This is a genomic window from Simiduia aestuariiviva (assembly GCF_014192475.1).
Lineage (GTDB): Bacteria > Pseudomonadota > Gammaproteobacteria > Pseudomonadales > Cellvibrionaceae > Simiduia > Simiduia aestuariiviva.
This window is the reverse complement of record NZ_JACHXZ010000001.1, coordinates 274,450-296,324: the sequence shown is the minus strand read 5'-3', so window position 1 is coordinate 296,324 and position 21,875 is coordinate 274,450. Positions and strand designations below refer to the sequence as shown.

General features: G+C 55.4%; 24 protein-coding genes and 1 other RNA gene. 9 read left to right on the top strand and 16 right to left on the bottom strand.

Annotated features, from left to right (window positions below):
* The first annotated feature begins 91 nt into the window (after positions 1–91).
* Both FHS30_RS01445 and FHS30_RS01440 read left to right on the top strand, forming a co-directional pair.
* Complete coding sequence (locus tag FHS30_RS01445; RefSeq protein ID WP_183907579.1) at positions 92–814, top strand: acyltransferase; 723 nt, start codon at positions 92–94, stop codon at positions 812–814.
* Between the two features lie 75 nt (positions 815–889).
* Positions 890–1,471: a hypothetical protein gene (locus FHS30_RS01440; RefSeq protein ID WP_183907577.1), complete on the top strand. Its 582-nt coding sequence runs from the start codon at positions 890–892 to the stop codon at positions 1,469–1,471.
* Between the two features lie 9 nt (positions 1,472–1,480).
* Here the strand turns inward: FHS30_RS01440 and FHS30_RS01435 are convergent, their stop codons facing one another.
* The 13 genes from FHS30_RS01435 to FHS30_RS01375 all read right to left on the bottom strand — a co-directional run bounded on the left by FHS30_RS01435 (position 1,481) and on the right by FHS30_RS01375 (position 12,803).
* Positions 1,481–1,927, bottom strand: a complete 447-nt coding sequence (locus FHS30_RS01435; protein WP_183907575.1) for a pilin — start codon at positions 1,925–1,927, stop codon at positions 1,481–1,483.
* A 14-nt stretch (positions 1,928–1,941) separates the two neighbouring features.
* Entirely contained in the window at positions 1,942–2,100 is a 159-nt protein-coding gene (locus FHS30_RS01430) for a hypothetical protein (protein ID WP_183907573.1), read from the bottom strand.
* Positions 2,101–2,260: 160 nt separating this feature from the next.
* Positions 2,261–3,418: an acyltransferase family protein gene (locus FHS30_RS01425; RefSeq protein WP_183907571.1), complete on the bottom strand. Its 1,158-nt coding sequence runs from the start codon at positions 3,416–3,418 to the stop codon at positions 2,261–2,263.
* Between the two features lie 299 nt (positions 3,419–3,717).
* The gene (locus FHS30_RS01420; protein WP_183907569.1) at positions 3,718–4,770 is read right to left on the bottom strand and encodes a type 1 glutamine amidotransferase domain-containing protein; all 1,053 of its coding nucleotides are present in this window, start codon (positions 4,768–4,770) and stop codon (positions 3,718–3,720) included.
* Positions 4,771–4,878: 108 nt separating this feature from the next.
* Complete coding sequence (locus tag FHS30_RS01415; RefSeq protein WP_183907568.1) at positions 4,879–6,153, bottom strand: sensor histidine kinase; 1,275 nt, start codon at positions 6,151–6,153, stop codon at positions 4,879–4,881.
* Complete coding sequence (locus FHS30_RS01410) at positions 6,146–6,835, bottom strand: response regulator transcription factor (RefSeq protein WP_183907566.1); 690 nt, start codon at positions 6,833–6,835, stop codon at positions 6,146–6,148. The genes FHS30_RS01415 and FHS30_RS01410 overlap by 8 nt, the downstream gene beginning before the upstream one ends.
* 294 nt (positions 6,836–7,129) lie before the next feature.
* Complete coding sequence (locus FHS30_RS01405; protein ID WP_183907564.1) at positions 7,130–7,351, bottom strand: RNA-binding S4 domain-containing protein; 222 nt, start codon at positions 7,349–7,351, stop codon at positions 7,130–7,132.
* 49 nt (positions 7,352–7,400) lie between these two features.
* Positions 7,401–7,895: a GNAT family N-acetyltransferase gene (locus tag FHS30_RS01400; protein WP_183907562.1), complete on the bottom strand. Its 495-nt coding sequence runs from the start codon at positions 7,893–7,895 to the stop codon at positions 7,401–7,403.
* The gene (locus FHS30_RS01395; protein WP_183907560.1) at positions 7,892–8,419 is read right to left on the bottom strand and encodes a PliI family lysozyme inhibitor of I-type lysozyme; all 528 of its coding nucleotides are present in this window, start codon (positions 8,417–8,419) and stop codon (positions 7,892–7,894) included. Before FHS30_RS01395 ends, FHS30_RS01400 begins: the two co-directional genes overlap by 4 nt.
* Positions 8,416–9,654 carry a UbiH/UbiF/VisC/COQ6 family ubiquinone biosynthesis hydroxylase gene (locus tag FHS30_RS01390; protein WP_183907558.1) on the bottom strand — a complete coding sequence of 413 codons (1,239 nt, stop codon included), beginning with the start codon at positions 9,652–9,654 and terminating at the stop codon, positions 8,416–8,418. Before FHS30_RS01390 ends, FHS30_RS01395 begins: the two co-directional genes overlap by 4 nt.
* A gap of 7 nt (positions 9,655–9,661) precedes the next feature.
* On the bottom strand, positions 9,662–10,882 hold the full coding sequence (locus FHS30_RS01385; RefSeq protein WP_183907556.1) for an FAD-dependent monooxygenase: 1,221 nt from the start codon (positions 10,880–10,882) through the stop codon (positions 9,662–9,664).
* Positions 10,883–10,889: 7 nt separating this feature from the next.
* The gene (gene pepP, locus FHS30_RS01380; RefSeq protein WP_183907554.1) at positions 10,890–12,236 is read right to left on the bottom strand and encodes a Xaa-Pro aminopeptidase; all 1,347 of its coding nucleotides are present in this window, start codon (positions 12,234–12,236) and stop codon (positions 10,890–10,892) included.
* A 9-nt stretch (positions 12,237–12,245) separates the two neighbouring features.
* Entirely contained in the window at positions 12,246–12,803 is a 558-nt protein-coding gene (locus FHS30_RS01375) for a UPF0149 family protein (RefSeq protein WP_183907552.1), read from the bottom strand.
* 217 nt (positions 12,804–13,020) lie between these two features.
* Here FHS30_RS01375 and FHS30_RS01370 point away from each other — a divergent pair, with 217 nt between their 5' ends.
* The 5 genes from FHS30_RS01370 to FHS30_RS01350 all read left to right on the top strand — a co-directional run bounded on the left by FHS30_RS01370 (position 13,021) and on the right by FHS30_RS01350 (position 16,061).
* Positions 13,021–13,230 carry a TIGR02449 family protein gene (locus FHS30_RS01370; RefSeq protein ID WP_183907550.1) on the top strand — a complete coding sequence of 70 codons (210 nt, stop codon included), beginning with the start codon at positions 13,021–13,023 and terminating at the stop codon, positions 13,228–13,230.
* Between the two features lie 3 nt (positions 13,231–13,233).
* The gene (locus FHS30_RS01365; protein WP_183907548.1) at positions 13,234–13,530 is read left to right on the top strand and encodes a cell division protein ZapA; all 297 of its coding nucleotides are present in this window, start codon (positions 13,234–13,236) and stop codon (positions 13,528–13,530) included.
* Positions 13,531–13,568: 38 nt separating this feature from the next.
* Positions 13,569–13,747: non-coding RNA, 6S RNA (ssrS, locus tag FHS30_RS01360), on the top strand.
* Positions 13,748–13,767: 20 nt separating this feature from the next.
* Positions 13,768–14,358 (top strand): 5-formyltetrahydrofolate cyclo-ligase, encoded by a 591-nt coding sequence (locus FHS30_RS01355; RefSeq protein ID WP_183907546.1) that lies wholly within the window; start codon positions 13,768–13,770, stop codon positions 14,356–14,358.
* A gap of 59 nt (positions 14,359–14,417) precedes the next feature.
* The gene (locus FHS30_RS01350) at positions 14,418–16,061 is read left to right on the top strand and encodes a methyl-accepting chemotaxis protein (protein WP_183907544.1); all 1,644 of its coding nucleotides are present in this window, start codon (positions 14,418–14,420) and stop codon (positions 16,059–16,061) included.
* A gap of 143 nt (positions 16,062–16,204) precedes the next feature.
* Here FHS30_RS01350 and FHS30_RS01345 read toward each other — a convergent pair whose 3' ends face one another.
* Both FHS30_RS01345 and ilvA read right to left on the bottom strand, forming a co-directional pair.
* Positions 16,205–16,342 carry a hypothetical protein gene (locus FHS30_RS01345; RefSeq protein WP_183907542.1) on the bottom strand — a complete coding sequence of 46 codons (138 nt, stop codon included), beginning with the start codon at positions 16,340–16,342 and terminating at the stop codon, positions 16,205–16,207.
* Positions 16,343–16,559: 217 nt separating this feature from the next.
* Positions 16,560–18,086, bottom strand: coding sequence for a threonine ammonia-lyase, biosynthetic (ilvA, locus tag FHS30_RS01340; RefSeq protein WP_183907540.1), 1,527 nt, complete (start codon positions 18,084–18,086; stop codon positions 16,560–16,562).
* 147 nt (positions 18,087–18,233) lie between these two features.
* Between ilvA and rpiA the strand changes: the two genes are divergently transcribed.
* Positions 18,234–18,923, top strand: coding sequence for a ribose-5-phosphate isomerase RpiA (rpiA, locus tag FHS30_RS01335; RefSeq protein ID WP_183907538.1), 690 nt, complete (start codon positions 18,234–18,236; stop codon positions 18,921–18,923).
* Positions 18,923–19,948, top strand: coding sequence for an AraC family transcriptional regulator (locus FHS30_RS01330; RefSeq protein ID WP_183907536.1), 1,026 nt, complete (start codon positions 18,923–18,925; stop codon positions 19,946–19,948). The genes rpiA and FHS30_RS01330 overlap by 1 nt, the downstream gene beginning before the upstream one ends.
* A gap of 62 nt (positions 19,949–20,010) precedes the next feature.
* Here the strand turns inward: FHS30_RS01330 and FHS30_RS01325 are convergent, their stop codons facing one another.
* Positions 20,011–21,792: an ABCB family ABC transporter ATP-binding protein/permease gene (locus FHS30_RS01325; RefSeq protein ID WP_183907534.1), complete on the bottom strand. Its 1,782-nt coding sequence runs from the start codon at positions 21,790–21,792 to the stop codon at positions 20,011–20,013.
* Between the last annotated feature and the right edge of the window lie 83 nt (positions 21,793–21,875).

The window sequence follows — 21,875 nt, the reverse complement described above, 5'->3', positions numbered from 1 at the left end:
TGCCAGTGGTAAAAATTAAAGACCCAGTGTACCGCAAAATTGCAACGCCAAACTCAAAAATGACCCGCGCAGAGGAATGACGTAAATACACATGCGAAAAAATAATCGCCCCTACGCCCTCAAGTGGCTGAGCAATCAATTCAATCGCTTTTACACGCGGCGCTTTCTACGGCCACAATTTGATCGCTGTGGTCGCGGGCTGCAAGTGGTGGCGCCATGGACGGTTTCGGTGTTTGGTGCCGGCATTCATCTGGGCAGCTGTGCCCACATTATTTCCGCGCGCCACAATCCCGTTCAGTTGACTTGCTGGTCAGGCAAACAAAGCCAAGGCGCCATCTACATAGGCGACAATGTTTTGATTTCTCCGGGCGTGCGCATCGCATCAAATGTGGGCATCCACATTGGCGACAACAGTATGCTAGCCGCCAACGTGTACATTTCAGATTCAGACTGGCACGGCCTCTACAATCGCACGCGCCCGTTTCGCTGCAGCCACCCCATAACGCTAGGCAATAACGTTTGGGTGGGCGACAGCGCCATTGTCTGCAAGGGCGTGACCATCGGTGACAACAGTGTGGTGGGTGCCGGCAGCGTCGTAACCAAAGATGTTCCTGCCAATACCGTTGTCGCCGGCAACCCCGCAAAGGTGGTCAAAACCCTAAACCCAAAACGCAAAATGCTTACCCGTGCCTCGCTGTTTCAAAACCCAGAACACTATTACCGAAATCAGGATCAACTGGATAAATATGTAATGGCGGGCAATGGCTGGTGGAATTGGCTGCGCTCCGTGTTTTTTCCGTCGCGCCACGATTAGCCTGAGCCCCTTCATTGCCGCGCCGTCCCTTCACTGGTAAGTTGCAAGTCCAGCTTACGAACGAATGGACTATTTATGCACGCGTTACGCACGATGACTGTCGCCCTACTACTCGCCACCGGCGCAGTGGCAACTGCCGCTCCGGCCCCGGCACAAGAGGCCTTTTTTAGCAGCCTAAAACCCCTATGTGGCAAAGCCTTTGCGGGCAAAGTGACGGTCGACAATGCCCCCGGTGGTGACTTTGCAAACAAGCCCCTGATCATGCACGTGCGCCAGTGCGGTGAACGCGCGATTCGCATTCCCTTTCATGTGGGCGAAGACGCCTCGCGCACCTGGGTGCTCACTAAAACCGACACCGGCCTCCAGCTCAAACACGACCACCGCCATCGCGACGGCAGTGAAGACGCTATCACTCAGTACGGCGGCCACACGCAAGAAACGGGATGGGCGCAGGTGCAGTCATTCCCGGCCGATGGCGCAACCAAAGAGATGTTTGTGCGAGAGGGGATACCACAATCCAACGGCAACACTTGGCAGTTCTATCACTACCCAACGGTCTTTACTTATCGAATGGTGCGCGAGGGGCGGGAGTTTCGCGTGGACTTTGATTTGAGCCAGCCAGTGCCGACGCCCGTCGCACCATGGGGCTCTGAGTAAGCGCGGCCTTTACCAAGCGGTGCCGCGGGGACCTTTAACAGAAATATAGGGGCAGTTAGGCACCGCCCGGTAGCTGGGCGTGAAACATTCCCAACGAATACTTTGGCGCGCATCGATACTGGGAATCAACTCAATAATGCCATTGTGCACGCCCGATTTTTTATCGTAGGTCAGGGTAATAATTCCCCCCGTCGAAATGGCGAGACGGGTTAGTGACTGCCCCTTATAGCTACTGGGTGGCGGCAGCGCCACAGCTTGGTTAGAGGATGGGAACTCGCCGTGCATCTGGTAGTACATCGCCACCTGCATTTTAACCGGCGCGCCAATAACCAGCCCTTCACTGAGGTAGGCCAGCGCCTCATAACGTGCCGTGCGCGCATTGCTGTACCACTGAAAACCAATGATCACCAACACTAACATCAGCAGTGGCGCATATTTTTTTAGTAACATCTTCATCGCACGCGATTACCCTAGCCCTGCCAAATACGCACGATATGTCGCGTCTCCGATAACTCAATATTCACGCGATCAGGCAGATGATCCTGCGTCAAAAAGTCGCCCGTAGTATAAATTCGCACCTGCTTACCTACGAGCGTTGCTATCAATTCGCTGTGCACATTGTTGCTCATACTAGTCTCCTGAATGCGAGTAATTATAGCGGGCCATTGTCTACGAGTTTTTCAAGCTATTAACCACTCGACACACCTAGCTTGAAGTCTTTCACGTGATCTTAACGGTTGCCGAGAATCGCGGCGACGGATTTGACGACACTTCAACCCCTCCGCAATGTCATTTTGCACCGAACAAAAACCTCACTACTTTAAAGGGGTGTATATACAAATGATAAATTGCCGCACTAATGATAAAACAGGCCACCAGTAAAAATACGTATTTAAACGCATCACTGTCTGCCGTTTGCACGACATAGTAGCCTAAAACGACTATTACAGTTTGATGCAAAATGTAGAATGGATATACAGCCCTATTGCAATAGGAAAGCACACTAGAGCCTCTATTCAGATAGCGCTTGCCATATCCCAAGAGAGCCATCACCCAAAACCACGAATTGACACTAAGTAAGATCAGGAACAAATAGGACGCCGGGTGACTCAGCCAGTCATCCCATAGGTATCTAGGCTCCCAACCGTTCCATCGCACAACGTTAATCAACACTATAGCCAAGAAGGCTAAGCGCAAAAAAACTGCCCTTTTTTCTTCCAGAAAATCAGCAATGACCTTAAATTTGTACGCAAGCAATCCCGCAACAACAAAGGGGAAAAATTGCGCGTGGCGCGCATAGTCGTGAATCAAGTCGTAGGTTACAGGGTAGTTTACACTGAGCCAAATGTAGGGGATTACAGCGACAGTCACAAAAAGACAAATCAAATAAGAGACCGACTTACTTGACATGGCTGCTGGAAATTTAACACCTACTCTTTGAATGACATAGAGCACAGGTATTGATAGCAGATTGTAGACAAACAAATAGGGGATAAACCACAAGTGCAACCAGTGAAAATTGCCCTCTGGCCACCACTTGAATTCTAAGAAAGTACTGTAGAACTCAATATAACTATATTCCGCCCCCTGCAGCTTACGCTCAAAGTATATCTGAGGTGCCACAAGCACAAATGTCCAGATAACTGTTGGCAAAATAAGGCGATTGAACCGCTCGGCGATAAACTTTCGACTAGACCACTTTTCCAACAGGATGCAAGAAATAAAGCCGGAAACGAAGAATAATAGCGGCATTCTAAAGAATGCCATCCAATAATTAACCTCCATCAATACGTTGCTTTGACTCACATTTTTTATATGCCAGTCCCATTCGGCCACGAATATCATGTTTACATGAAAAATGAACATCATGACAATTGCCGCAACCCGCAGAAAGTCGATATAGAAAAATCGCCCATCTGCGCTTCGGTCTACCACATGCTTTTCCATCATTCATCCCTGATAGATTATTATAGATACTCGCTCGAACAACTCAGTCGCATAAAAAAGCCCTAAGGTTCGCCTGCCCTCAACTTTGTCGACGAACACGCCTTCGAGAAGCGCTACAATTTAACCTTTATAGGCACAGCGCACAACGAAAAGGATTTGCGAGGCCGTTAACTATCGACGCCAGCTGGATCTTTTTGTCTAAAAGGATCAATCTGTGATCGGTGCTTGATTGATAGATCTAGCTGACGTCTGCTTTGTTAAGAGCGCACAATATCTCAATATTGGATTGCAAACATGTGCTAATTGGATGCCAACTCCTTCGCTTTATTCAATATCCGTAACTGCTCCACGGCCCGCCCAAAATCGGCCTTCATTAGTGACACAATAACGTGCATAGCCAGAAGCATACGTTTTGGCGCAACGGCTTGTCGATTCATCGACTGCATTGCGGCCTCCACACCCTCGAGCTCCAAACGCTGTAACAACGTAACCGACCGCTCTTCGGCCGTGATCGCCCGAGGCACCGGCACATAGCCCAAGGCAGCCACCATTTCTTCGGCCACCGTCCACACCGACCAAGGATTTTGACCAGTAATGAGTGACCCATCCACGACCACGTGGTGCAGATACAAAGGCCCCTGACTAAAATTTGCCCCCTGAGCAATCAGCGCGTCTTCCAATAAAAAGCCAAATCGCGTGCGGGCATCGGGTATTAGAAATAGCTCCTCGGCATTAGTGAAACCGGTGACATTACGGCCGGCAAGCGATGGCGCATTTAGCAAAGCTGCCGGTCCGTGACACACCGCTGCCACCACGCCGCCGCGCTCGAACTGCACGGCCAACAGGTTGGCGATGTGTGGATTATTGGGAAAATCGAACATCGTGCCCTTGCCGCCGGCAAAATAAACGGCCCGATAGTTTTCCGGATTGACGTCGGCCAAGGGCATTGTGTGCTTATATTTTTTTTGAGCGGCGGGGTCATTCAGAAATGCGTAATCGAAGGGCCCCATATCATCATTGTCGAGCACCATAGGCGCGTAACCGCCCTGCGGACTTGCCACGTCAACCTGAAAACCATTGGCAGTAAACACGTAGTAAGCGCGCGACAATTCTGTCAACTCGTAGCCTGTTGCAGTATCGGTACCAGGGAAACGTGCCTGACTGGTCACCACAATCAAAATATTACCGCGGGTTGGCGGCAAACCACTGGCCACATAGGCAAGCGATTCGGGTTGCGTGTTGGGCAGCTCTTGCACGTCTACCTGACCGGTGAACAAGCTAAAGAACCAATAGACAGCTACGAACAAAGTGGCACACAGCGCACTGATTGCCAGCAAAAGTTTTTTCCACATTACATAGTGCTCCATTTCACGGTTGGAAAGACTGTATCAACCCTCACAGCATGAGCGGGGCAACGTGAAGCGGAAGTGAAAAATTCAGATTTAGTTGAACGATTGTGCTTAGCGGATGTTGACGCGCACTAGAAAACGATCGGCTGCCACCTCGTGGCGCAACTTCCAATTCATGGCCTCGGCCAAACGCGCAGATAAACTCAGCCCCTGTTGCATCCCACTGCCAGTGCTAGCAGCCGTTGCACGGCACGCGTTGTTGAAGCTGATGTCAGCATTCGTCAACTCGATAAGCAGCCCTTGATCGCTGCCGTGCAGCTGGGCATTCTGAATAAGGTTTTTGAACAGCAACAACACCGGCCGCTGGTGTGCATCAACCCGCACTGCTTCGGCGTTTTTAGCGCAGTCCAGAGTGATGCACAGTCCCGGGGCATACTCAGCCGCATCGACGATGGCCTGTTCAACCAATGCTAATACCGGAAGTGGTTGTGTAGGGAGCGACTCCTGACGTGCCAGCGCCAGCAACATATCCAACAGGTGCACCGCCTCGCCCACGGCTGTTTGCATACGCGCCCAGGCCACTGTATCGCGCGGCGCTTCGATGCCGCCCCCACCACATGAATCATCCAATGGCGCGCCACGTTTGTTTCCTACCTGCATCGACTGCGCCAGCAGTGCCAACTGGTTTTGCAATACCGTCAAAGGTGTACGCAACTCGTGGCTTATATCGCGGGTAAACGCCTGCTCACGGGCCAGCGCATCTCGGTAGGCCCTATTGATGTCGGATAGCTGGGTGGCCAATTGGTGCAGCTCATTGCTTGCGAGATCGGTCGCAATGCTATCGCCCGGAGCATCTGGCAAGGGCTGTGTTTGATACTCATGTAGAATATCACGCAGTGGTTGCGTCGCGCGCCGCGCCGACAGATAGGCAAGCCAAAGCGCTACTGCTAACGCCAAAATCCAAAACACACTCAGCACCGCAAACCACACGCCGGAAAGCTGCGAGACTACTAAAAGCCCACTGACTTCCGCCACCAACCAGCCGCGCTGTCCGTCAAGTCGCCGCACGTGGTAGTGACTGCTATCTGGCGTGTGCACTTCGGAAATGTTTGGATTGAGGGCTAGCTGCTCGCGCACCAAGGCGGGCGCTTGCTCGACCGCTTGAATCCACCGCACACCCGGGGCCAGCGCCACTGGGTAGACGTCGCCATCGACCACGGGCGCTCCGGCAAGCGCTGCCGCTTGCTGCGTCAACATGGCATCAAGAATGCCATCCTCCACTATGTAGGCCAGCAACAACGACAGTGCGGCGAAGAGTACGCAAACGCCGGTAATTATCGAAGCAAACGACAAAAAAATGGTCCGGTGCAACGGTCGATCAGCCATCGTTTACACGCTCCAGCCGATAGCCAACTTGAGTTACCGTGGTCAACATGGGTGTGACAAAAGGTTTATCAAGGACTTGGCGCAACGCATAAATGTGGCTGCGTAGGGCATCACTGGCCGGCGGCTCATCACCCCACAGCGCGTGCGTCAGGATCGATCGGGTCACTGCCGCCGGGTGAGCTTTGGCCAGCGTCAGCAAAATGTTGAAACCCAGTTGCGTCAACTCTAACAGACAGCCAGCGCGATACGCGCGCCGTTCGTGAACTTTTAATAGCAAATCACCAATTTCAATTTCGCCCTGTTGGTGCAGCGCTTGACGGCGGCACAGCGCTTCACAGCGCAGTTTTAATTCGGGCAGAAGAAAAGGTTTGGTGAGGTAGTCATCCGCGCCGGCGTGAAACCCCACTGTCTTGTCCTGCAGACTGTCGCGCGCTGTGAGCATTAACACAGGTGTGGCACGGGCCGACATTGATTTCAGCGCGCGGCAAATTTCCACACCGTCACAATCGGGCAACCCCAAATCCAACACCACCACATCGTAGTGATTGCGCGCGCCCAATTGCAACGCCAGCGCTCCGGTATCGGCGAAATCGCAGCGCCAATCCAGCGGCTCGAAATACTCGGCGAGCTGTTGGCGCAAGGTGAGATTGTCTTCTACAAATAAAACCACAGGTTTTGTCATTGCTGATCACTCTAGGTCAAACGGCATTCAATAGCACCGCTAACGCACTCACTCAGAACCATAGCGGCACGCCTGTGAAATCTTTGTGAAGTTTTTCACGCTACATTCCACCCAGATGATTAACCGCAACCCAACAAAAACCTCATTGAACATTAGCTTCTAAACCAGCGAATTCAGCCACACCTACGGCCAAAGCTCCATACCTCTGTCGAGTGACGCCGATTGAGGCAAGCAGGATAATAACATTCAAGAGGCGATGGCCATTGTTACAAGGGCCAAACCGCTCCGTAAATTTCAACCGCTGGTTTCCAACACAATGCTCAACACGTCACCATTAAACTCAATCACATCCCCGCCCACTATTTGGCGACGCTTGCGCAGTTCCTGCTCGCCATTGACCTGCACCAGCCCATCCGCCACGGCATTTTTTGCCTCGGCACCACTGGCACACAAGCCTTCGAACTTAAGTATTTTGTAGAGCTCTACGGGCTCTCGATCTATGGCTACTCGCTGCATGATAAGTACACTGAAAATTGAGGGAGATGTTTGAATTGCGCGTTACGCGTTAAAGTTTTTTCTGCATGAAAATGCCGCTGCCCATGGCCGGATCTAGCGCGTAGCCTTCAAAGCCCAAATTCTCATACAGCCCGATGGCCGAATGATTGCCCGTTAGCACTTCAAGAGTGAGCTTACAGCAGTTGCGGCTTCTGGCGTGCTCGGCCAAGGCTTCGATTAAGCGCCGCCCCACACCTTGTCCGCGCACGCTTGGCTGCACGGCCAAATCGTGGATATTAATAAGCGGGCGCGCGGCAAAGGTCGATACCGTTTCAAAGGCATTGAGTAAGCCCACAGCCTCTGCACCAAGGTAGGCAATAAAACTGACCGCCTGTGGCGTGACTTTTAACAGTGGCAACAAATCGCGGCGCACTCTATCGGATATCGGCTCACCGCCGCCCATGGGATCGCGGGCGTAGTTGTCGAGCAACATCAACAGGTGTTCGCCCTGCTGTGGATTCCTATAATCCACCCGCTCAATCCTGAGTTCGGCTAATTGATTCATTGGTTTGGCATCTCGCTGGTTGGAGACAAGGCATTTAACGTTTTGATTTGCGCGCTGAGCGCTTGCGTGACATCGGCAGTGGGCGACAGATTTTCCGCGTGGGCCACGACACTTAATTCACCCTTCAAAAAGCGCCATGCATGAGCCGTTAAGTAGCTGCCTGTGCCCGCGCTTTCAAATACAACAATGAGCTCCTCGAATAAATCGCCATCCACATCGGCCAGCTCAACAGATTTTAAAAAACCGTCGCGCGCGAGTATTTCGCCGGTGATAAAAACATCCTGCTTACCCGCATCGACGTTGTGCTGGTAAATACGCACACTGTAGCTACCTAGGCTCTTGGGCTCTGCCGCACCCTCAGACACCACGGCAAACAGCGGTTGCGCCAACAATTTTTCGCCCCAGACTAGAGACAACTCGGTGTTGTCATCGCAGTCGATATCGGCGTTGATCTCACACCCCATCATCGCGCACGCGAGCGCGGCGATGATCCAAAAACGACGCATTACCCACCAGTTTCTCACGGCGCCTTCACCCCCATTGCATGATGAATGAGCGCGCGCTTTAACAGCGGCTGCCGATCCACTTGTCGCAAACCTTCATTGCGCAGCCAGCGCAGCCAATGAGAATCCGCACCGAAAAGCCGCTTAAAACCTTCCATACCGGCCATGGTTAATAAGTTGTCCGCCTTGCGTGCGCGCTGGTAGCGTCGCAAGGTCGCCATGCACCCCAATGGCAGATCGCGACTTAATGCGCGCTCAATTTCCGTTACCAGTGCCGCCACATCCTTTAACCCGATGTTCACGCCCTGGCCTGCAAGCGGATGTATGGTATGGGCCGCATCGCCTACCAGCGCTAAACCCGGCGCGCAATAATCCACGGCGTGGCGCTGCCACAGCGGAAAACTGAAACGTCGATCGGCCGCCGTCACCCGCCCTAGGCAACCCTCAGCGGCATCGGTCAACGCACGACAAAATGCGTCATCGTCCAGCGCCATAATCGCCTCCGCCCGTGCGCAGTCCGCCGACCAAACGATGGAACACTGATGCCCCGGCGTTGCGCCGGTAGTGAGTGGCAATAATGCCAAGGGCCCGGTTTTCATAAATCGCTGGCGCGCCACTTGATCGTGCGCGCGCTCGGTGGTGATGGTGGTCACGATGCCCTGCTGTTGGTAATCCCATTCGCGCACGGCCATGCCGGCCAACGCTCGCACCGTGGAATTGCCACCGTCGGCGGCGAGCACCAGCGCCGCCGTCATCTGGCGACCGTTGGCGAGCCCCACCTGCACCGCGCCAAACTGATCATCGCCATTCACAGACGGCAGCTGAACCTCTGCCACCTGCTCGCCCATGAGCAATTGCACATTGGGTTGATAGCTGAGCGCTTGCTGCAGCTCGCTTACCAACAGCGAATTTTCAACGATAAAACCCAGCTGTGGTCGATCAACCAAGGCGCCATCAAATTCGATCCGCCCCGTGCCCTCGCCATCCCATACAGTCATGTGCGTGTAGGGGCTGACGCGCTGGGCCGCGACGCGATCCCAAAGCCCCACCGCCCGCAACATGGCCACTGAATTTTCCGTGAGTGCCACCACGCGCGGATCAACCCGGGTAGCATCAAAGCGCGTAGGCGCGTCGGCCGCCTCCAATACCACAAGCGACAATTGCGGCAATTGACGCGCGAGCTGTAAACCGAGCAGCGCACCCACTAAACCCGCGCCCACAATGACAATATCGGCGTCTGTCGAAGTCTTCATCATTTCCTTGTTATCCCGTTGTGCGCGACCACAAACCGCGCCCCATGGATTGCTCCGCCAACAGCTGTTTCAACGCAGGCACTGCCTGCAAGGCCATGATCCCCACTTGCCTTGGCACATATCGAAACCAATCGTCGCTGCTAAACCACGCCACCAACTGGTGACTGTATTGCACAGTGAGGTGCTGATCGCGCGCGCGCAGCTCGCTATAACGCAGTAGCGATGGCAAATTTCCCAACCGGTCAATTCCGTGCGCCGCCACGTCTTGCGCGAGCGTATCCGTCAAAGCCACCAAATCGCGCACCGATAAATTAAAGCCCTGTCCCGCCACCGGGTGTAAAAAATGCGCGGCATTGCCGAGCAACACTAAATGCGCGCGCACCTGTTCGCAGGCTTCGTGTAACACCAAGGGATAGACATCGCGCTTTCCGACGGCCACAAAATTGCCGAGTCGATCGCCAAAGTGCGCCTGAGCTGCGCGACAAAAATCGGCGTCGGCCAACTCAGCGGTTGCCGCTTTTGATTGAGGCAAGGTCCACACCATCGCGAGTTGGTGCGGATCGCCCAGTGGCAACAATGCCATGGGACCGTCGACGGTAAAGCGCTCAAAAGCACGCCCCCCGTGAGGCTCACTGACCTGCACATTGGCAATGGCCGCGAGCTGATGATAATCCGTTTGCCGACTGGCGATGCCGAGCTGTTTTTTCAAGGTATCGCTGGCGCCATCGGCAAGAATTAACAAGCGCGTGAAAAAACTGTCCGACGCCGTCTGCACGCGATAGCCGCCGGCCATTGCGCACACCTGTTGCACTGTCTCTGGCGCGCGCAATTCGATCTGCGGCGTAGTTTTTAATTGCGCCATCAAGGCGCGACCCAACGCTTGATTGGGCACTACGCGCCCCAGACGCGTCAGGCCATGTTCAGCGGCGCAAATGTGGGCGTGCCCCCAGTGGCCGCGATCGCTCACTTGCACTTCAGTAATGGCACCGCTCGCATCATTCAAAGCAGGCTCTAAATTGAGTGCGGCGAGGGCGTCGAAACTGCCCGCTGCCACCGCCGTGGCGCGCTGATCAAAACTGGGCTGCGCGGGCCGCTCACTCGATAAATCGAAGCGCTCCAGCAAGCGAATGCGTGCGGTGGGCAATTGCTTGGCCAACAGTAGCGCAGCGGTGGCGCCCACCATACCGGCGCCAATGATGGTCACATCTACGTCAAAGTGCGCAGTAGTCATAAGCGAGTCACAGAAGATGTTGCTGTGGGCCATGGGCGCGGGCCTCGGCCATTAATTGTTCAATGTCGGCACAGGTTTTTGGCACCCCGCTGCTCAACACCTGACAACCGGTGCGGGTGATGACGATATCGTCTTCAATACGGATGGCCAAGCCGCGCCACTTTTTCGGCACCCGCTCGTCGTCTTCACGGATGTACAAACCGGGCTCAACGGTGAGCACCATGCCCGGCTCCAGCACACGCCATTGATCGCCCACGCGATAGTCGCCCACGTCGTGCACATCCATGCCCAGCCAGTGGCCGATGCGGTGCATGTAGTAATTTTTGTAGGCGCCGCTGGCAATTAATTTTTCCGGTTTACCGGACAAAATTCCCAAGCGCACTAGCCCATCGACCATCACCTGCACAGACACTTCGTGCGCGTGATTCCAATGGGTGCCCGGGCGCAGCGCGTCGATGGCAGCGAGCTGCACATCCAGCACCAGCTCGTACAATTGTTTTTGCGCCGGGCTAAACACGCCACTGACGGGAAAAGTGCGCGTGATGTCTGCGGCGTAACCGGCCCATTCGCAGCCGGCGTCGATGAGCACTAAATCGCCGGCCCGCAAACTGGCGCTATTGTCGATGTAATGCAAAATGCACGCATTGCGCCCACCGCCGACGATACTTGGGTAGGCCAGGTGCCGCGCCCCCTGTCGAGTAAATTCGTACAGCAGTTCCGCCTCGAGTTCGTATTCCATCATGCCCGGCTTGCAGGCGGTCATTGCGCGCCGGTGTCCTGCCGCAGAAATATCACAGGCCTTTTGCAGCGCACGAATTTCGGCCGCACTTTTATACAGGCGCATGTCGTGCAACAGGTGATCTAAATCTAAAAACTCGCCCGGCGGCATGGCGCCAATGCCGACGTTTTCGCGGATGCGATTGACCCAATTCATCACGCGCCTATCGAACAGCGGGTCTTTGCCCATGGCGTAGTAAACCCGATCGCGGCCTTCAATAAGCCCGGGTAAAATGTCATCGATATCGTCTACTGGAAAGGCGTCGTCGGCGCCGTGGCTGTCGAGCACACCGTCGGGGCCTGCGCGCACGCCATCCCAGATTTCTTTATCGGCATTGCGCTCGCGACAAAACATGACAAATTCGCCATGGGTGCGACCGGGCAACAACACCAACACCGCCTCGGGCTCGTTGAATCCACTTAAGTAAAAAAAGTTGCTATCGGGACGAAACGGAAAATCGATATCGCGCGAGCGCAGCTTGACGCTCGCGGTGGGCACAATGGCAATGCTGTTGGGCTCCATCATGCCCATCAAGGTTTGGCGCCTGCGCGCAAATTCCGCCTTGCCGATCGTCATAGGGTGCGCTTAGTGAAGTTTGGCTTTATGGGAAAATTCGAGATACAAGGTCAGCACCGCCATGCGCAGGTATTCCACCACCTCCACATAGTTCGCCTCAGCCTCTTGCTCAGTGGAGCTGTCGTCCGCCTCCACCTGCGCCAGCGAGGCGATATCGCGCAGCGCCTCGGCGGCCTCGGCAGAAAACTTGGCATCGCCCTTTAAGCCCGCCGTGCCAAAGCCGTGTAAAAAACTACTGCACCAACCGGCCAAGGACTCTACGCGCATATCCAAACTGATGTGGTCGCTCGGCAGCAACAAATCCAGACTAAACCCGTCGCCCTGCAGCTCTTCAACGGTGGCGGCCAACAGGTCATCCAGCGCCTGCGCGAGCAAGGGATCGAGGGATTCCACGTCCATCAGCTGCTTGGCGAGCGCGTGCCATGCACTTTGCTCGAGCGCGGCGCCCGCACTCAAGCGCCCGCACACCACGCCCTGTAAATCGGTGGGGCTGGCCAGGGACTTGGCCTGCAACAGCAGGTCGGCAAAATCGTCGAAGGCGGGCAGGGCGGGCTTACTTTGGCTCATGGGGCTATCCTAATCTCAGAAGCCGCACATGCTACCACGAACGCCGGTCAAATCGCCTGAGCGCCATGGCCACCCTTAGTCAAAAATAGTAAAAACTGCTTTAATTACGGCAACCTAGAGCACATTAGCTAGAATTAACTTCAACAATGATTGACCCCTTAAAGCGGCATGCATATAGTTACCGCTACATACACTGCCTCAATTGCACGAGTTGCCCATGGCCGAACCACAGTTAGCCCTTTTAGAAGCCAAGCTCAACCAGCTGATCGAGCTGTGCCAGCGCTTGGATCGGGAAAACGCCGGACTAAAAGCCCGGGAGGCCACCTGGCAGCAGGAAAAGCTGCGACTGGTAGAGAAAAATGAACTGGCCCGCTCGCGCGTCGAAGCCATGATCAAACGCTTAAAAAGCATGGAATCCGAGGGCTAAACCATGAGTAAACCCGCCAGCAACGCCGTGCTCGTCCGCATTTTAGACCGCGAATACCAAGTGGCCTGCCCGCCCGAAGAGCGCAACGCACTGCAAGATGCCGCCAAGCAGCTCGACCAACGCATGCGCGATATTCGCAGCGGCGGCCATGTGATTGGCTTGGAGCGCATCGCCGTGATGGCCGCCCTCAACCTCAGCCACGAACTGCTCCAGGCCAAGCACCAAGGTGCAGCAGCGGCAATGCCCGACCTGACGCCGCTCCTCAATCGAATTGACAAAACCCTCGAACAAATCGACTAGCCCCTGTTTTATCCCCGGCGCTTTGCGTTAAACTGTGTGCCTCCCTGAGGTGTTCGTTTGTCCGGTAAGTCCTCGAGCCGATAAATTGATACCCGGCGGCGTCTCGCTGGTGTTGGTGTGCATGTCCGCGCGACGGAAAGCCTGATTCACCACAGATTCCGCCACCTTGAACCATCGGGTTCAAGGCCAAACCGGCTACGGCATTCTCGGGGTCCTATCGCTAAGCTTATTGTCACCATGTCCGAAGTCGCGCAACGCCAACAGCTTCGCTCTCAAATGCGCGCCCGCAGGCGAGCACTTAGCGCGGCGCAACAAATGCGTGCGGCACAATCTTTGGCCACCCACTTAAGTCAGCACCTGTGGTTTCGCCAGGCCAAACACATCGCCTTTTATCTACCCAACGATGGGGAAATTGACCCTCGCCCGCTGCTAAATTTGAGCCTGGCACTGGGCAAGGCCTGCTATCTACCGGTAATCACACCCCAGCAACAGCTGATCTTTCGCCGCACAGACGGCCATAGCGCGCTGGTGACCAATCGCTACGGCATCGCCGAGCCCGCACAGGGCGCGCCTTTTCGGCCGCACTGGCTCTTGGATCTAGTACTGCTACCGCTAGTGGCCTTCGACAACGCCGGCAATCGCCTGGGCATGGGCGGCGGCTATTACGATCGCACCTTTGCCACTAGTCTCCATCGCCCGCACCCCATGGGCCGCCGCCTCGGCCTCGCCCACAGTTGCCAGCGCGTTGAATGCCTTGCCAGCGCGAGCTGGGACATTCCTCTGCACGCCATCGCCACCGAATCTGGCACCCAATCCATCGTCCGCTAATTCCTTGCCTATACTTTGCGAGCACTGTATTCCAACTAACGGATATTTGGGGTCGCCTTATGGGCTGGTTTCACAACCTGTCATTTCGCTGGAAGATCAGCATTCCCGTGGGATTTATTCTGGTTCTGCTGCTGCTGACGGGCCTCAATGGATTGCTCATCCAATCAAAGCTGGCCAACAACAGCAAAGTGTTGGGTGAGGTCTATCTCGAAGCCATGGATCTGCTACTGCAAGCAGATCGAGATATGTACCAAGCCCAAACTGCTGCGCGTGGATTGATTTTTTTAGATGCAAGCCACAGCGCCTACCGCGATCTGCGCCCGAGCTTTGATGAAAACCAACAACAAGCGTTGGAGCGCTCGGTTAAAGCCGCCAATTTGTCTTCCGAAATCGCCGGCGTGGTATCTCCGGAGCGCATTCGACAACTGCACCGGCAGTGGATTGACGGTGTGGAAAAAACATTAGCGGCGCGCGCATTAACTGACGCCAACGACCCAGAATTAGTGCAGCAAAGTTTCGGCGCCAACCAAACGCATTTTGCACAATTGCGGGTGTTGCTCGACAAGGCCGGTGAGGCCCATCAAGCGGGCGCCGCACGGTTTATTGCCGCGGCGGAAGCAGACAATGCCGCGGCGGCGCTGCGCGCCAACTTACTGCTCATTGGCGGCGGCATTCTCGGCGTGCTGATACTGCTATTTTTACCGCCACTGTTTACCCAACCACTGATCCAGATTAACCAGTCCATGGCCAACATCGCCGAGGGCGAAGGCGACTTGACCAGTCGCACCTTGCTGAATACGCAAGACGAGCTTGGCAGTTTGTCGCGCAGCTTTAATCGCTTTATGGACAAGCTACAAACTGCCATCGGCGCGGCTAAATCCGACGCCCAAAAAGTGCTCAACGCCGCGGCCGATATGACGCAGTTGGGCGAAGTTAACTTGAAGGGAATGTCGAACCAAAATCGCGCCATTCGGGCGGTAGTGGCCTCTGTCGATGAACTGTCTAACACCGTGGCCGAGATTGCCGAAAACACCAACATGACGGCCGATCAGGCGGGCAAGGCCAACGAGCTCACAAAACAGGGCAATACGACGGTCAGTAACACCGTGGCGCGAATCACCCAGTTGGCCAAGGAAGTGGATGCCACATCTGGGCTCATTAGCAACGTTCAGCAACAGGCAAGTGAAGCCAACTCGGTACTGGATGTCATTCGCGGCATTGCCGAGCAGACGAATTTATTAGCGCTCAATGCCGCCATTGAAGCGGCACGCGCAGGCGAGCAGGGCCGCGGCTTTGCGGTAGTGGCCGACGAAGTGCGCACCCTCGCCAGCAAAACGCAGGATTCCACCCAGCACATTCAAGCCATGCTGAGCGCGCTACAAGATGGCGTGGGCAATGCCGTTAGCGCGATGCAGGGTGCGAGTAATAACGCGATGGAGACCGTCGAATCCGCCAATGCGGCCAATGAAGCCCTGACCGCCATCGCCGCTGCCGTGGGCCAAATTGCGCAGATGTCCACGCAAATCGCCACCTCTGCCGAAAAACAGAGCGCGGTGATCAACGAAGTCAACGGCAACCTTGGCGATATTGATCAGCAATCGAAAGACACCACCAGCCGCATCGGCCAGGCCGCCGAGGCCAGCCGCGAATTGGATGCCCTAGCCAAAAATCTGCAGTCAGTGATGTCTGGGTTTCGCTGTTAATCCCTCAGCGGCACCCAGCAACAACTACCCAGAACAACCACCCAGAAACAACAAAGGCGCACCCGTGGGCACGCCTTAGTTGTTACAACCTTTACTTCCGTTTTACATCTACCACACCAGCTTGTGCCGGGAGAGGACTATCCTTATCGAGTTGCCACACCCTGCATTAACGCAGTAGGCACCTCTGGTTCTTGCTCAAACAAATCGCTATTTGTGAGACCGGTAACCAACACCCCAAGGGCAAAAACCAATGCAGTGATGGTCAATACATCAACCTTCATGACATCACCTTTCTTGTATTGTGATTTTTGCGAGTTACTTCCAGTACCTGTAGTACAAGTACGGTCGCCTTTATACCGCAATCTACTAAAAACCCCAAGACCTTAACCTCTGATCTGTGAATTTTTATCTTACGCCCGTGCAATATCATACGAAAGCACTAGACTAAAATTCTGTGACAAGGCTCACAAGGTAAGCGAACGCTCACTTCATTTGTTGTTAAAAGCCGTTAGAACCCAAGAAAAAGGTATATGCCGGATTTTGCGTCTCATCCCAATAGGGATAGCCCAGTTCGTCCAGGAAACCCTTCATAGCCTGAAAATCCGCCGGTGGCACCGCCATGCCCACCAACACGCGACCATAGGCGGCACCGTGGTTGCGGTAGTGGAACAAGGTGATATTCCAACGCCCCGCCACCTTGGTGAGAAAGTTATAGAGCGCCCCCGGTCGCTCTGGAAACTCGAAGCGCAGGACCCGTTCATGTTCAACTTGCGGTGCCTTGCCACCCACCATGTGGCGAATATGCAGCTTGGCCATTTCGTTGTCGGTCATATCGGCCACGGCGTAGCCCTGTTGGTGCAACTCGTCCACCAGATCGAGTCGATCTTGCGGGTCGGCACTCACCGCCACCCCCACAAAAATGCGCGCGGCCGCGTCGTCGCCGTAACGATAATTGAACTCGGTAATGTTGCGCTTATTGATGGCCTTGCAAAACTGCTTGTAGGCACCGGGCTTCTCGGGAATCGTGACCGCCAGAATGGCCTCGCGCTTTTCGCCGATCTCTGTGCGCTCTGAGATATAGCGCAACCGATCAAAGTTGATATTGGCCCCGCTCACCACCGCCACCAGCGTTTGCCCCTGCACACCCTGCTCGCTGACGTACTTTTTAAGGCCCGCCAGCGCCAGCGCCCCAGCGGGTTCGGCGATGGAGCGGGTATCTTCAAAAATGTCTTTGATGCCCGCACAAATTTCATCGGTGCTCACCGTCATGCAGGCATCCACGGTTTTATGCAGCACCCTAAAGGTCTCGGTGCCAATTTGAGCCACCGCCACGCCATCGGCGAACAGCCCCACCTGTGGCAACTGCACCGGCTTGCCTTTTGCCATGGCCGCCTTCAAGCAGGCGGCATCCTCGGGCTCTACTGCAATGATTTTGATATCCGGGCGCACAAATTTTATGTAGGCAGCCACACCCGCACACAGACCACCGCCCCCCACGGGCAAGAAGATGGCGTCTATAGGCCCCGTGCACTGGCGCAGAATTTCTAAACCGATGGTGCCCTGCCCGGCAATTACGTCGGGATCGTCGTAGGGCGGCACGTAGGTCATACCCTTTTCCTGCACCAACTTTTGGGCAAACGCCGACGCCTCGTCAAAGGCATCGCCATGCAATACTACCTTGGCGCCTCGGGCGCGCACGGCGTCCACTTTGATGGCCGGCGTGGTGCGCGGCATCACGATGGTGGCTTTTAAGCCCAGCTTTTGCGCCCCGAGTGCAAGCCCCTGCGCGTGGTTGCCGGCCGAGGCGGCCACCACCCCAGCGGCGCGTTCGGCCTCAGTGAGCTGCAATAACTTGTTGTAGGCACCGCGAATCTTAAAGCTGAATACCGGTTGCAGATCCTCGCGCTTGAGCAGCACCCGCTGCCCCAAGCGCTCGCTCAACGCACGGGCGCTATCCAACGGCGTCTCGACGGCCACGTCGTAAATGCGCGCATTTAATATGCGTTTGATATAGGTCTCAGGCATGGTGACAACAGCTTCCCGGAAATAATTGGCATTTTTTTGAAAAGCCACGCAATAAATGCGGGCACAATCGCGCATGGTAAACAATTTCTCCCGCCCCATCACCCCCCAAGATCGGTATAATCGCCCCATCAATATTGGGAGCCCTCTATGAATCAGGATCAGCTAAAGCAGGCTGTGGCCCGTGCGGCCGTCGACTACATTCAACCCAAACTCGAATCTGACAGCATTGTGGGCGTGGGCACCGGCTCCACCGCCAACTATTTCATTGATTATTTAGCCGAGTACAAAGGTCATTTTGACGGCGCGGTGGCCAGCTCTGAAGCCTCTGCCGAGCGATTGCGCCAGCACGGCATCCCGGTGTATGACCTCAATGCCGTCGATCACATTGGCGTCTACGTCGACGGCGCTGACGAAGCCAATCCCCAATTGCACCTCATCAAGGGTGGCGGCGCTGCACTGACGCGCGAGAAAATCGTCGCCGCCGTAGCGGACGAATTCATTTGCATCGCCGATGAATCCAAATGGGTGGAGACCCTGGGCAATTTTCCGCTGCCCGTGGAAGTCATCCCCATGGCGCGCTCACACGTGGCCCGCGAGCTGGTTAAACTCGGCGGCGATCCCGTCTACCGCCAAGGCGTCGTCACCGACAATGGCAATGCGATTTTGGATGTGCACAACCTGCGCATCCACGACCCCGAAGCCACCGAAATGGCCATCAACCAAATCGTCGGCGTGGTGACCAATGGCTTGTTCGCCCAGCGCGCCGCCGATGTTTTATTGTTGGGTCGCGCCAGCGGCGTGGACACCCTGCACAAACCTCGCCCCATCGGCGATTGATGTCCACACACCCACAAACGGTGGCCGCCTGCTATGTGCGCCACCTGATTGCCGGTGCCGAGGCCGAGGGCGTCGACACCAGCACCCTGCTCCCCACTGACATTCACGCCGAGCTGAACAGCGATCACTGGCGCATGCCGGTGGAAGATTATGTGGCACTCATGCACGCGGTGTGGCACGCCACTCAAGACGAGTCCGCCGGCTACTGCGCGCGCCCGCTCAAGCCTGGCACCTTCGCCATGCTGTGCCACGCCACCATCGACACGCCCAACTTGCGCCGCGCACTGTTGCGCGCCATTAAATTTTTTCAGTTGCTGTCAGATGATCTGACGCTACAGCTCACAGAAAACGAGCGCGAGGCCAGCATCACACTGAGCCACACGGGCAAGGCCGCACTCGACGATCTATTTTTTATCGAGACATTAGCCTTGATCTTGATTCGTTGGTCGAGCTGGATGATCGATAAAAAACTGTTGGTCTCGCGCATCGACTTTAGCGCACCGACACCCGCGCAGGCCGATGAGCGCGCCCACATTTTTGGCTGCACACCGCACTTCGCACAAGCCCAGAATCGCATTTGTTTTGCCACTCGCTTTCTCAATGAACGCGTGGCCCAAAATTCGCAGACACTCGCCAATTTTTTAGCGCAAGCACCCGTGAGCCTACTCAGTCACTACCAACGGGACACCAGTCTCTCGGCGCAGGTACGCCAGTTGCTGCAGTGTGCCGTAGACGGTGATGAAGGGGGTGTCGAACAGTGTGGTTTGGAACAAATTGCCGAACAGCTGCACCTCACCAGCCAAACACTGCGGCGCCGTTTGAAGGAAGAAGGCAATAGCTTTCAGGAAATTAAAGACGCCGTGCGCTGCGCGCTGGCCATTCACTATCTGGTGCGCGATGACCTGCCCGTGCAAGACATTGCCGAAAAAATGGGATTCTCCGAAGCGAGTGTATTCTTCAAAGCCTTTAAACGCTGGACCGGTCTCACGCCCGGCGCTTATCGCGAGCGCGAACTGGCCAAGTAAATTTCGAAATGATTTTTGAAATAACTATTCAAAATAGCCATTCAAAATAGCTATTCAAAAAACTATCGAGTGGCCGTGTCTTGTTGCGCCCGCCACAGGCGCGCATAGTGGCCTTTCTGCGCCAGCAATTCAGCGTGATTGCCCTGCTCCACCAAGCGCCCCTGATCGAGCACGAGAATTCTATCGGCGTTGACCACTGTAGACAGCCGGTGGGCGATCACCAACGCCGTGTGGCGCGCCGACACTTCATCCATCGCGCGCAAAATAGATTGCTCGGCGTGAGAGTCCAGCGACGATGTGGCCTCATCAAACACCAAAATGGGCGGTCGTTTGAGGATGGTGCGCGCGATCGCCACGCGCTGTTTCTCACCGCCCGACAGCTTCAACCCTCGCTCGCCCACTTGGGTGTCCCAACCCTTGGGCAACTGGGCAATAAATTCCTCCAAATGCGACAGGCGAATGGCCTCGCGCACCTCGGCCTCTGTAGCGGTGATACAGCCGTAGCGAATGTTGTCGAAAATCGACCCGTTAAAAAGCACCGCATCTTGCGGCACGACGCCTATGGCTCGGCGCAGTGATGCTTGCGTCACGCGACGAATATCCTGGCCATCAATTAATATGCGCCCACCGGTACAATCGTAAAATCGAAACAGCAATTTAAATAAGGTGGATTTACCCGCGCCACTGGCGCCCACGATGGCCACTCGCTGGCGCGGGGCAACGCGAAAACTCAATTGCTCAATGATCGGTCGCTCGGCGCTGTAGGCAAAACTCACCCCATCAAACTCAATGCCGCCCTCGCTGACGCACAGCTCCGGCGCCTGAACGTCGTCGCGCACCGCCGGCACTTGCGCCAACAAGGCAAACATTTTTTCAATGCTGGCAAAGGCGCCCTTCATTTCGCGGTAGATAAATCCGAGAAAATTGAGCGGCATAAAAATCTGCATCATAAACGCATTGATGAGCACAAAATCGCCAATGGTCATCACGCCAACGCGCACCTGCTGGGCCGCCAAAATCATCATCGCGGTCATGGCGCAGGCCACGATCAACGCCTGCCCGCCATTGAGTGCAAATAAACTCAAGCGATTTTTGCGGCGCGCCTGCTCCCAAGCGGCCAACTCCTCATCGTAGCACTCAGCCTCGTAGCGCTCGTTGCCAAAATATTTCACCGTTTCAAAATTGAGCAAACTATCCACCGAGCGCGCACTGGTGGCCGATTCCGCCTGATTGGCCTGGCGCACAAACCCCGTGCGCCACTCGGTGGCCCACACGGAGTAGCCCACGTAAAACACCACCGCCACCAGCGTGATCAACGCAAAGCCCACGTGGTAGTTAATGAGCAACAGCGCCGTTACCATGCCCACTTCGAGCAGCGTTGGAATAATATTGAACACCATAAAGCGCAGTAAAAAACTGATGCCACTGTTGCCGCGCTCAATATCGCGCGACAAGCCACCGGTGCGGCGATCCAAATGAAAGGCCAAGTCTAGCTGGTGTAGGTGTTCAAACACTTTGAGGCCAATGCGACGCATGGCCCGCTCGGTGACGCGACCAAACACCGTATCGCGCAACTCGGCGAACAACACCGTGGCCAAGCGCACCACGCCATAGGCAAGCAGCAACCCCACGGGCAAGGCGATTAACGGCCCCTGTGCGGCCGAGAGCGTATCCACCAAATCTTTTAAGACAAATGGCAGGCCCACGCTCGCGACTTTGGCGGCAATTAAACAGCCCAGCGCCAGGGCCACACGCACGCGGTGCTCCAGCAAATACGGCAGTAAACTTTTGAGTGTGGCCCAACTGATTTGGGCGTCGGCCTCATCGAAGCGGCGTGATCTCATGGCCGAATCTCTTTGATTGGGTGTGCTGCCTAGTATGGCATGCCACTGGGCAGAGCTGGTGCGCGCCCAGTGGCTGAGTGAAG

What these genes read in the sequence shown, in the direction of transcription:
- FHS30_RS01445 (WP_183907579.1), top strand. Translation starts at nt 92, where the DNA reads ATGCGAAAAAATAATCGCCCCTACGCCCTCAAGTGGCTGAGCAATCAA.
- FHS30_RS01440 (WP_183907577.1), top strand. Translation starts at nt 890, where the DNA reads ATGCACGCGTTACGCACGATGACTGTCGCCCTACTACTCGCCACCGGC.
- FHS30_RS01435 (WP_183907575.1), bottom strand. Translation starts at nt 1,927, where the DNA reads ATGAAGATGTTACTAAAAAAATATGCGCCACTGCTGATGTTAGTGTTG.
- FHS30_RS01430 (WP_183907573.1), bottom strand. Translation starts at nt 2,100, where the DNA reads ATGAGCAACAATGTGCACAGCGAATTGATAGCAACGCTCGTAGGTAAG.
- FHS30_RS01425 (WP_183907571.1), bottom strand. Translation starts at nt 3,418, where the DNA reads ATGGAAAAGCATGTGGTAGACCGAAGCGCAGATGGGCGATTTTTCTAT.
- FHS30_RS01420 (WP_183907569.1), bottom strand. Translation starts at nt 4,770, where the DNA reads ATGTGGAAAAAACTTTTGCTGGCAATCAGTGCGCTGTGTGCCACTTTG.
- FHS30_RS01415 (WP_183907568.1), bottom strand. Translation starts at nt 6,153, where the DNA reads ATGGCTGATCGACCGTTGCACCGGACCATTTTTTTGTCGTTTGCTTCG.
- FHS30_RS01410 (WP_183907566.1), bottom strand. Translation starts at nt 6,835, where the DNA reads ATGACAAAACCTGTGGTTTTATTTGTAGAAGACAATCTCACCTTGCGC.
- FHS30_RS01405 (WP_183907564.1), bottom strand. Translation starts at nt 7,351, where the DNA reads ATGCAGCGAGTAGCCATAGATCGAGAGCCCGTAGAGCTCTACAAAATA.
- FHS30_RS01400 (WP_183907562.1), bottom strand. Translation starts at nt 7,895, where the DNA reads ATGAATCAATTAGCCGAACTCAGGATTGAGCGGGTGGATTATAGGAAT.
- FHS30_RS01390 (WP_183907558.1), bottom strand. Translation starts at nt 9,654, where the DNA reads ATGATGAAGACTTCGACAGACGCCGATATTGTCATTGTGGGCGCGGGT.
- FHS30_RS01385 (WP_183907556.1), bottom strand. Translation starts at nt 10,882, where the DNA reads ATGACTACTGCGCACTTTGACGTAGATGTGACCATCATTGGCGCCGGT.
- pepP (WP_183907554.1), bottom strand. Translation starts at nt 12,236, where the DNA reads ATGACGATCGGCAAGGCGGAATTTGCGCGCAGGCGCCAAACCTTGATG.
- FHS30_RS01375 (WP_183907552.1), bottom strand. Translation starts at nt 12,803, where the DNA reads ATGAGCCAAAGTAAGCCCGCCCTGCCCGCCTTCGACGATTTTGCCGAC.
- FHS30_RS01370 (WP_183907550.1), top strand. Translation starts at nt 13,021, where the DNA reads ATGGCCGAACCACAGTTAGCCCTTTTAGAAGCCAAGCTCAACCAGCTG.
- FHS30_RS01365 (WP_183907548.1), top strand. Translation starts at nt 13,234, where the DNA reads ATGAGTAAACCCGCCAGCAACGCCGTGCTCGTCCGCATTTTAGACCGC.
- FHS30_RS01355 (WP_183907546.1), top strand. Translation starts at nt 13,768, where the DNA reads ATGTCCGAAGTCGCGCAACGCCAACAGCTTCGCTCTCAAATGCGCGCC.
- FHS30_RS01350 (WP_183907544.1), top strand. Translation starts at nt 14,418, where the DNA reads ATGGGCTGGTTTCACAACCTGTCATTTCGCTGGAAGATCAGCATTCCC.
- FHS30_RS01345 (WP_183907542.1), bottom strand. Translation starts at nt 16,342, where the DNA reads ATGAAGGTTGATGTATTGACCATCACTGCATTGGTTTTTGCCCTTGGG.
- ilvA (WP_183907540.1), bottom strand. Translation starts at nt 18,086, where the DNA reads ATGCCTGAGACCTATATCAAACGCATATTAAATGCGCGCATTTACGAC.
- rpiA (WP_183907538.1), top strand. Translation starts at nt 18,234, where the DNA reads ATGAATCAGGATCAGCTAAAGCAGGCTGTGGCCCGTGCGGCCGTCGAC.
- FHS30_RS01330 (WP_183907536.1), top strand. Translation starts at nt 18,923, where the DNA reads ATGTCCACACACCCACAAACGGTGGCCGCCTGCTATGTGCGCCACCTG.
- FHS30_RS01325 (WP_183907534.1), bottom strand. Translation starts at nt 21,792, where the DNA reads ATGAGATCACGCCGCTTCGATGAGGCCGACGCCCAAATCAGTTGGGCC.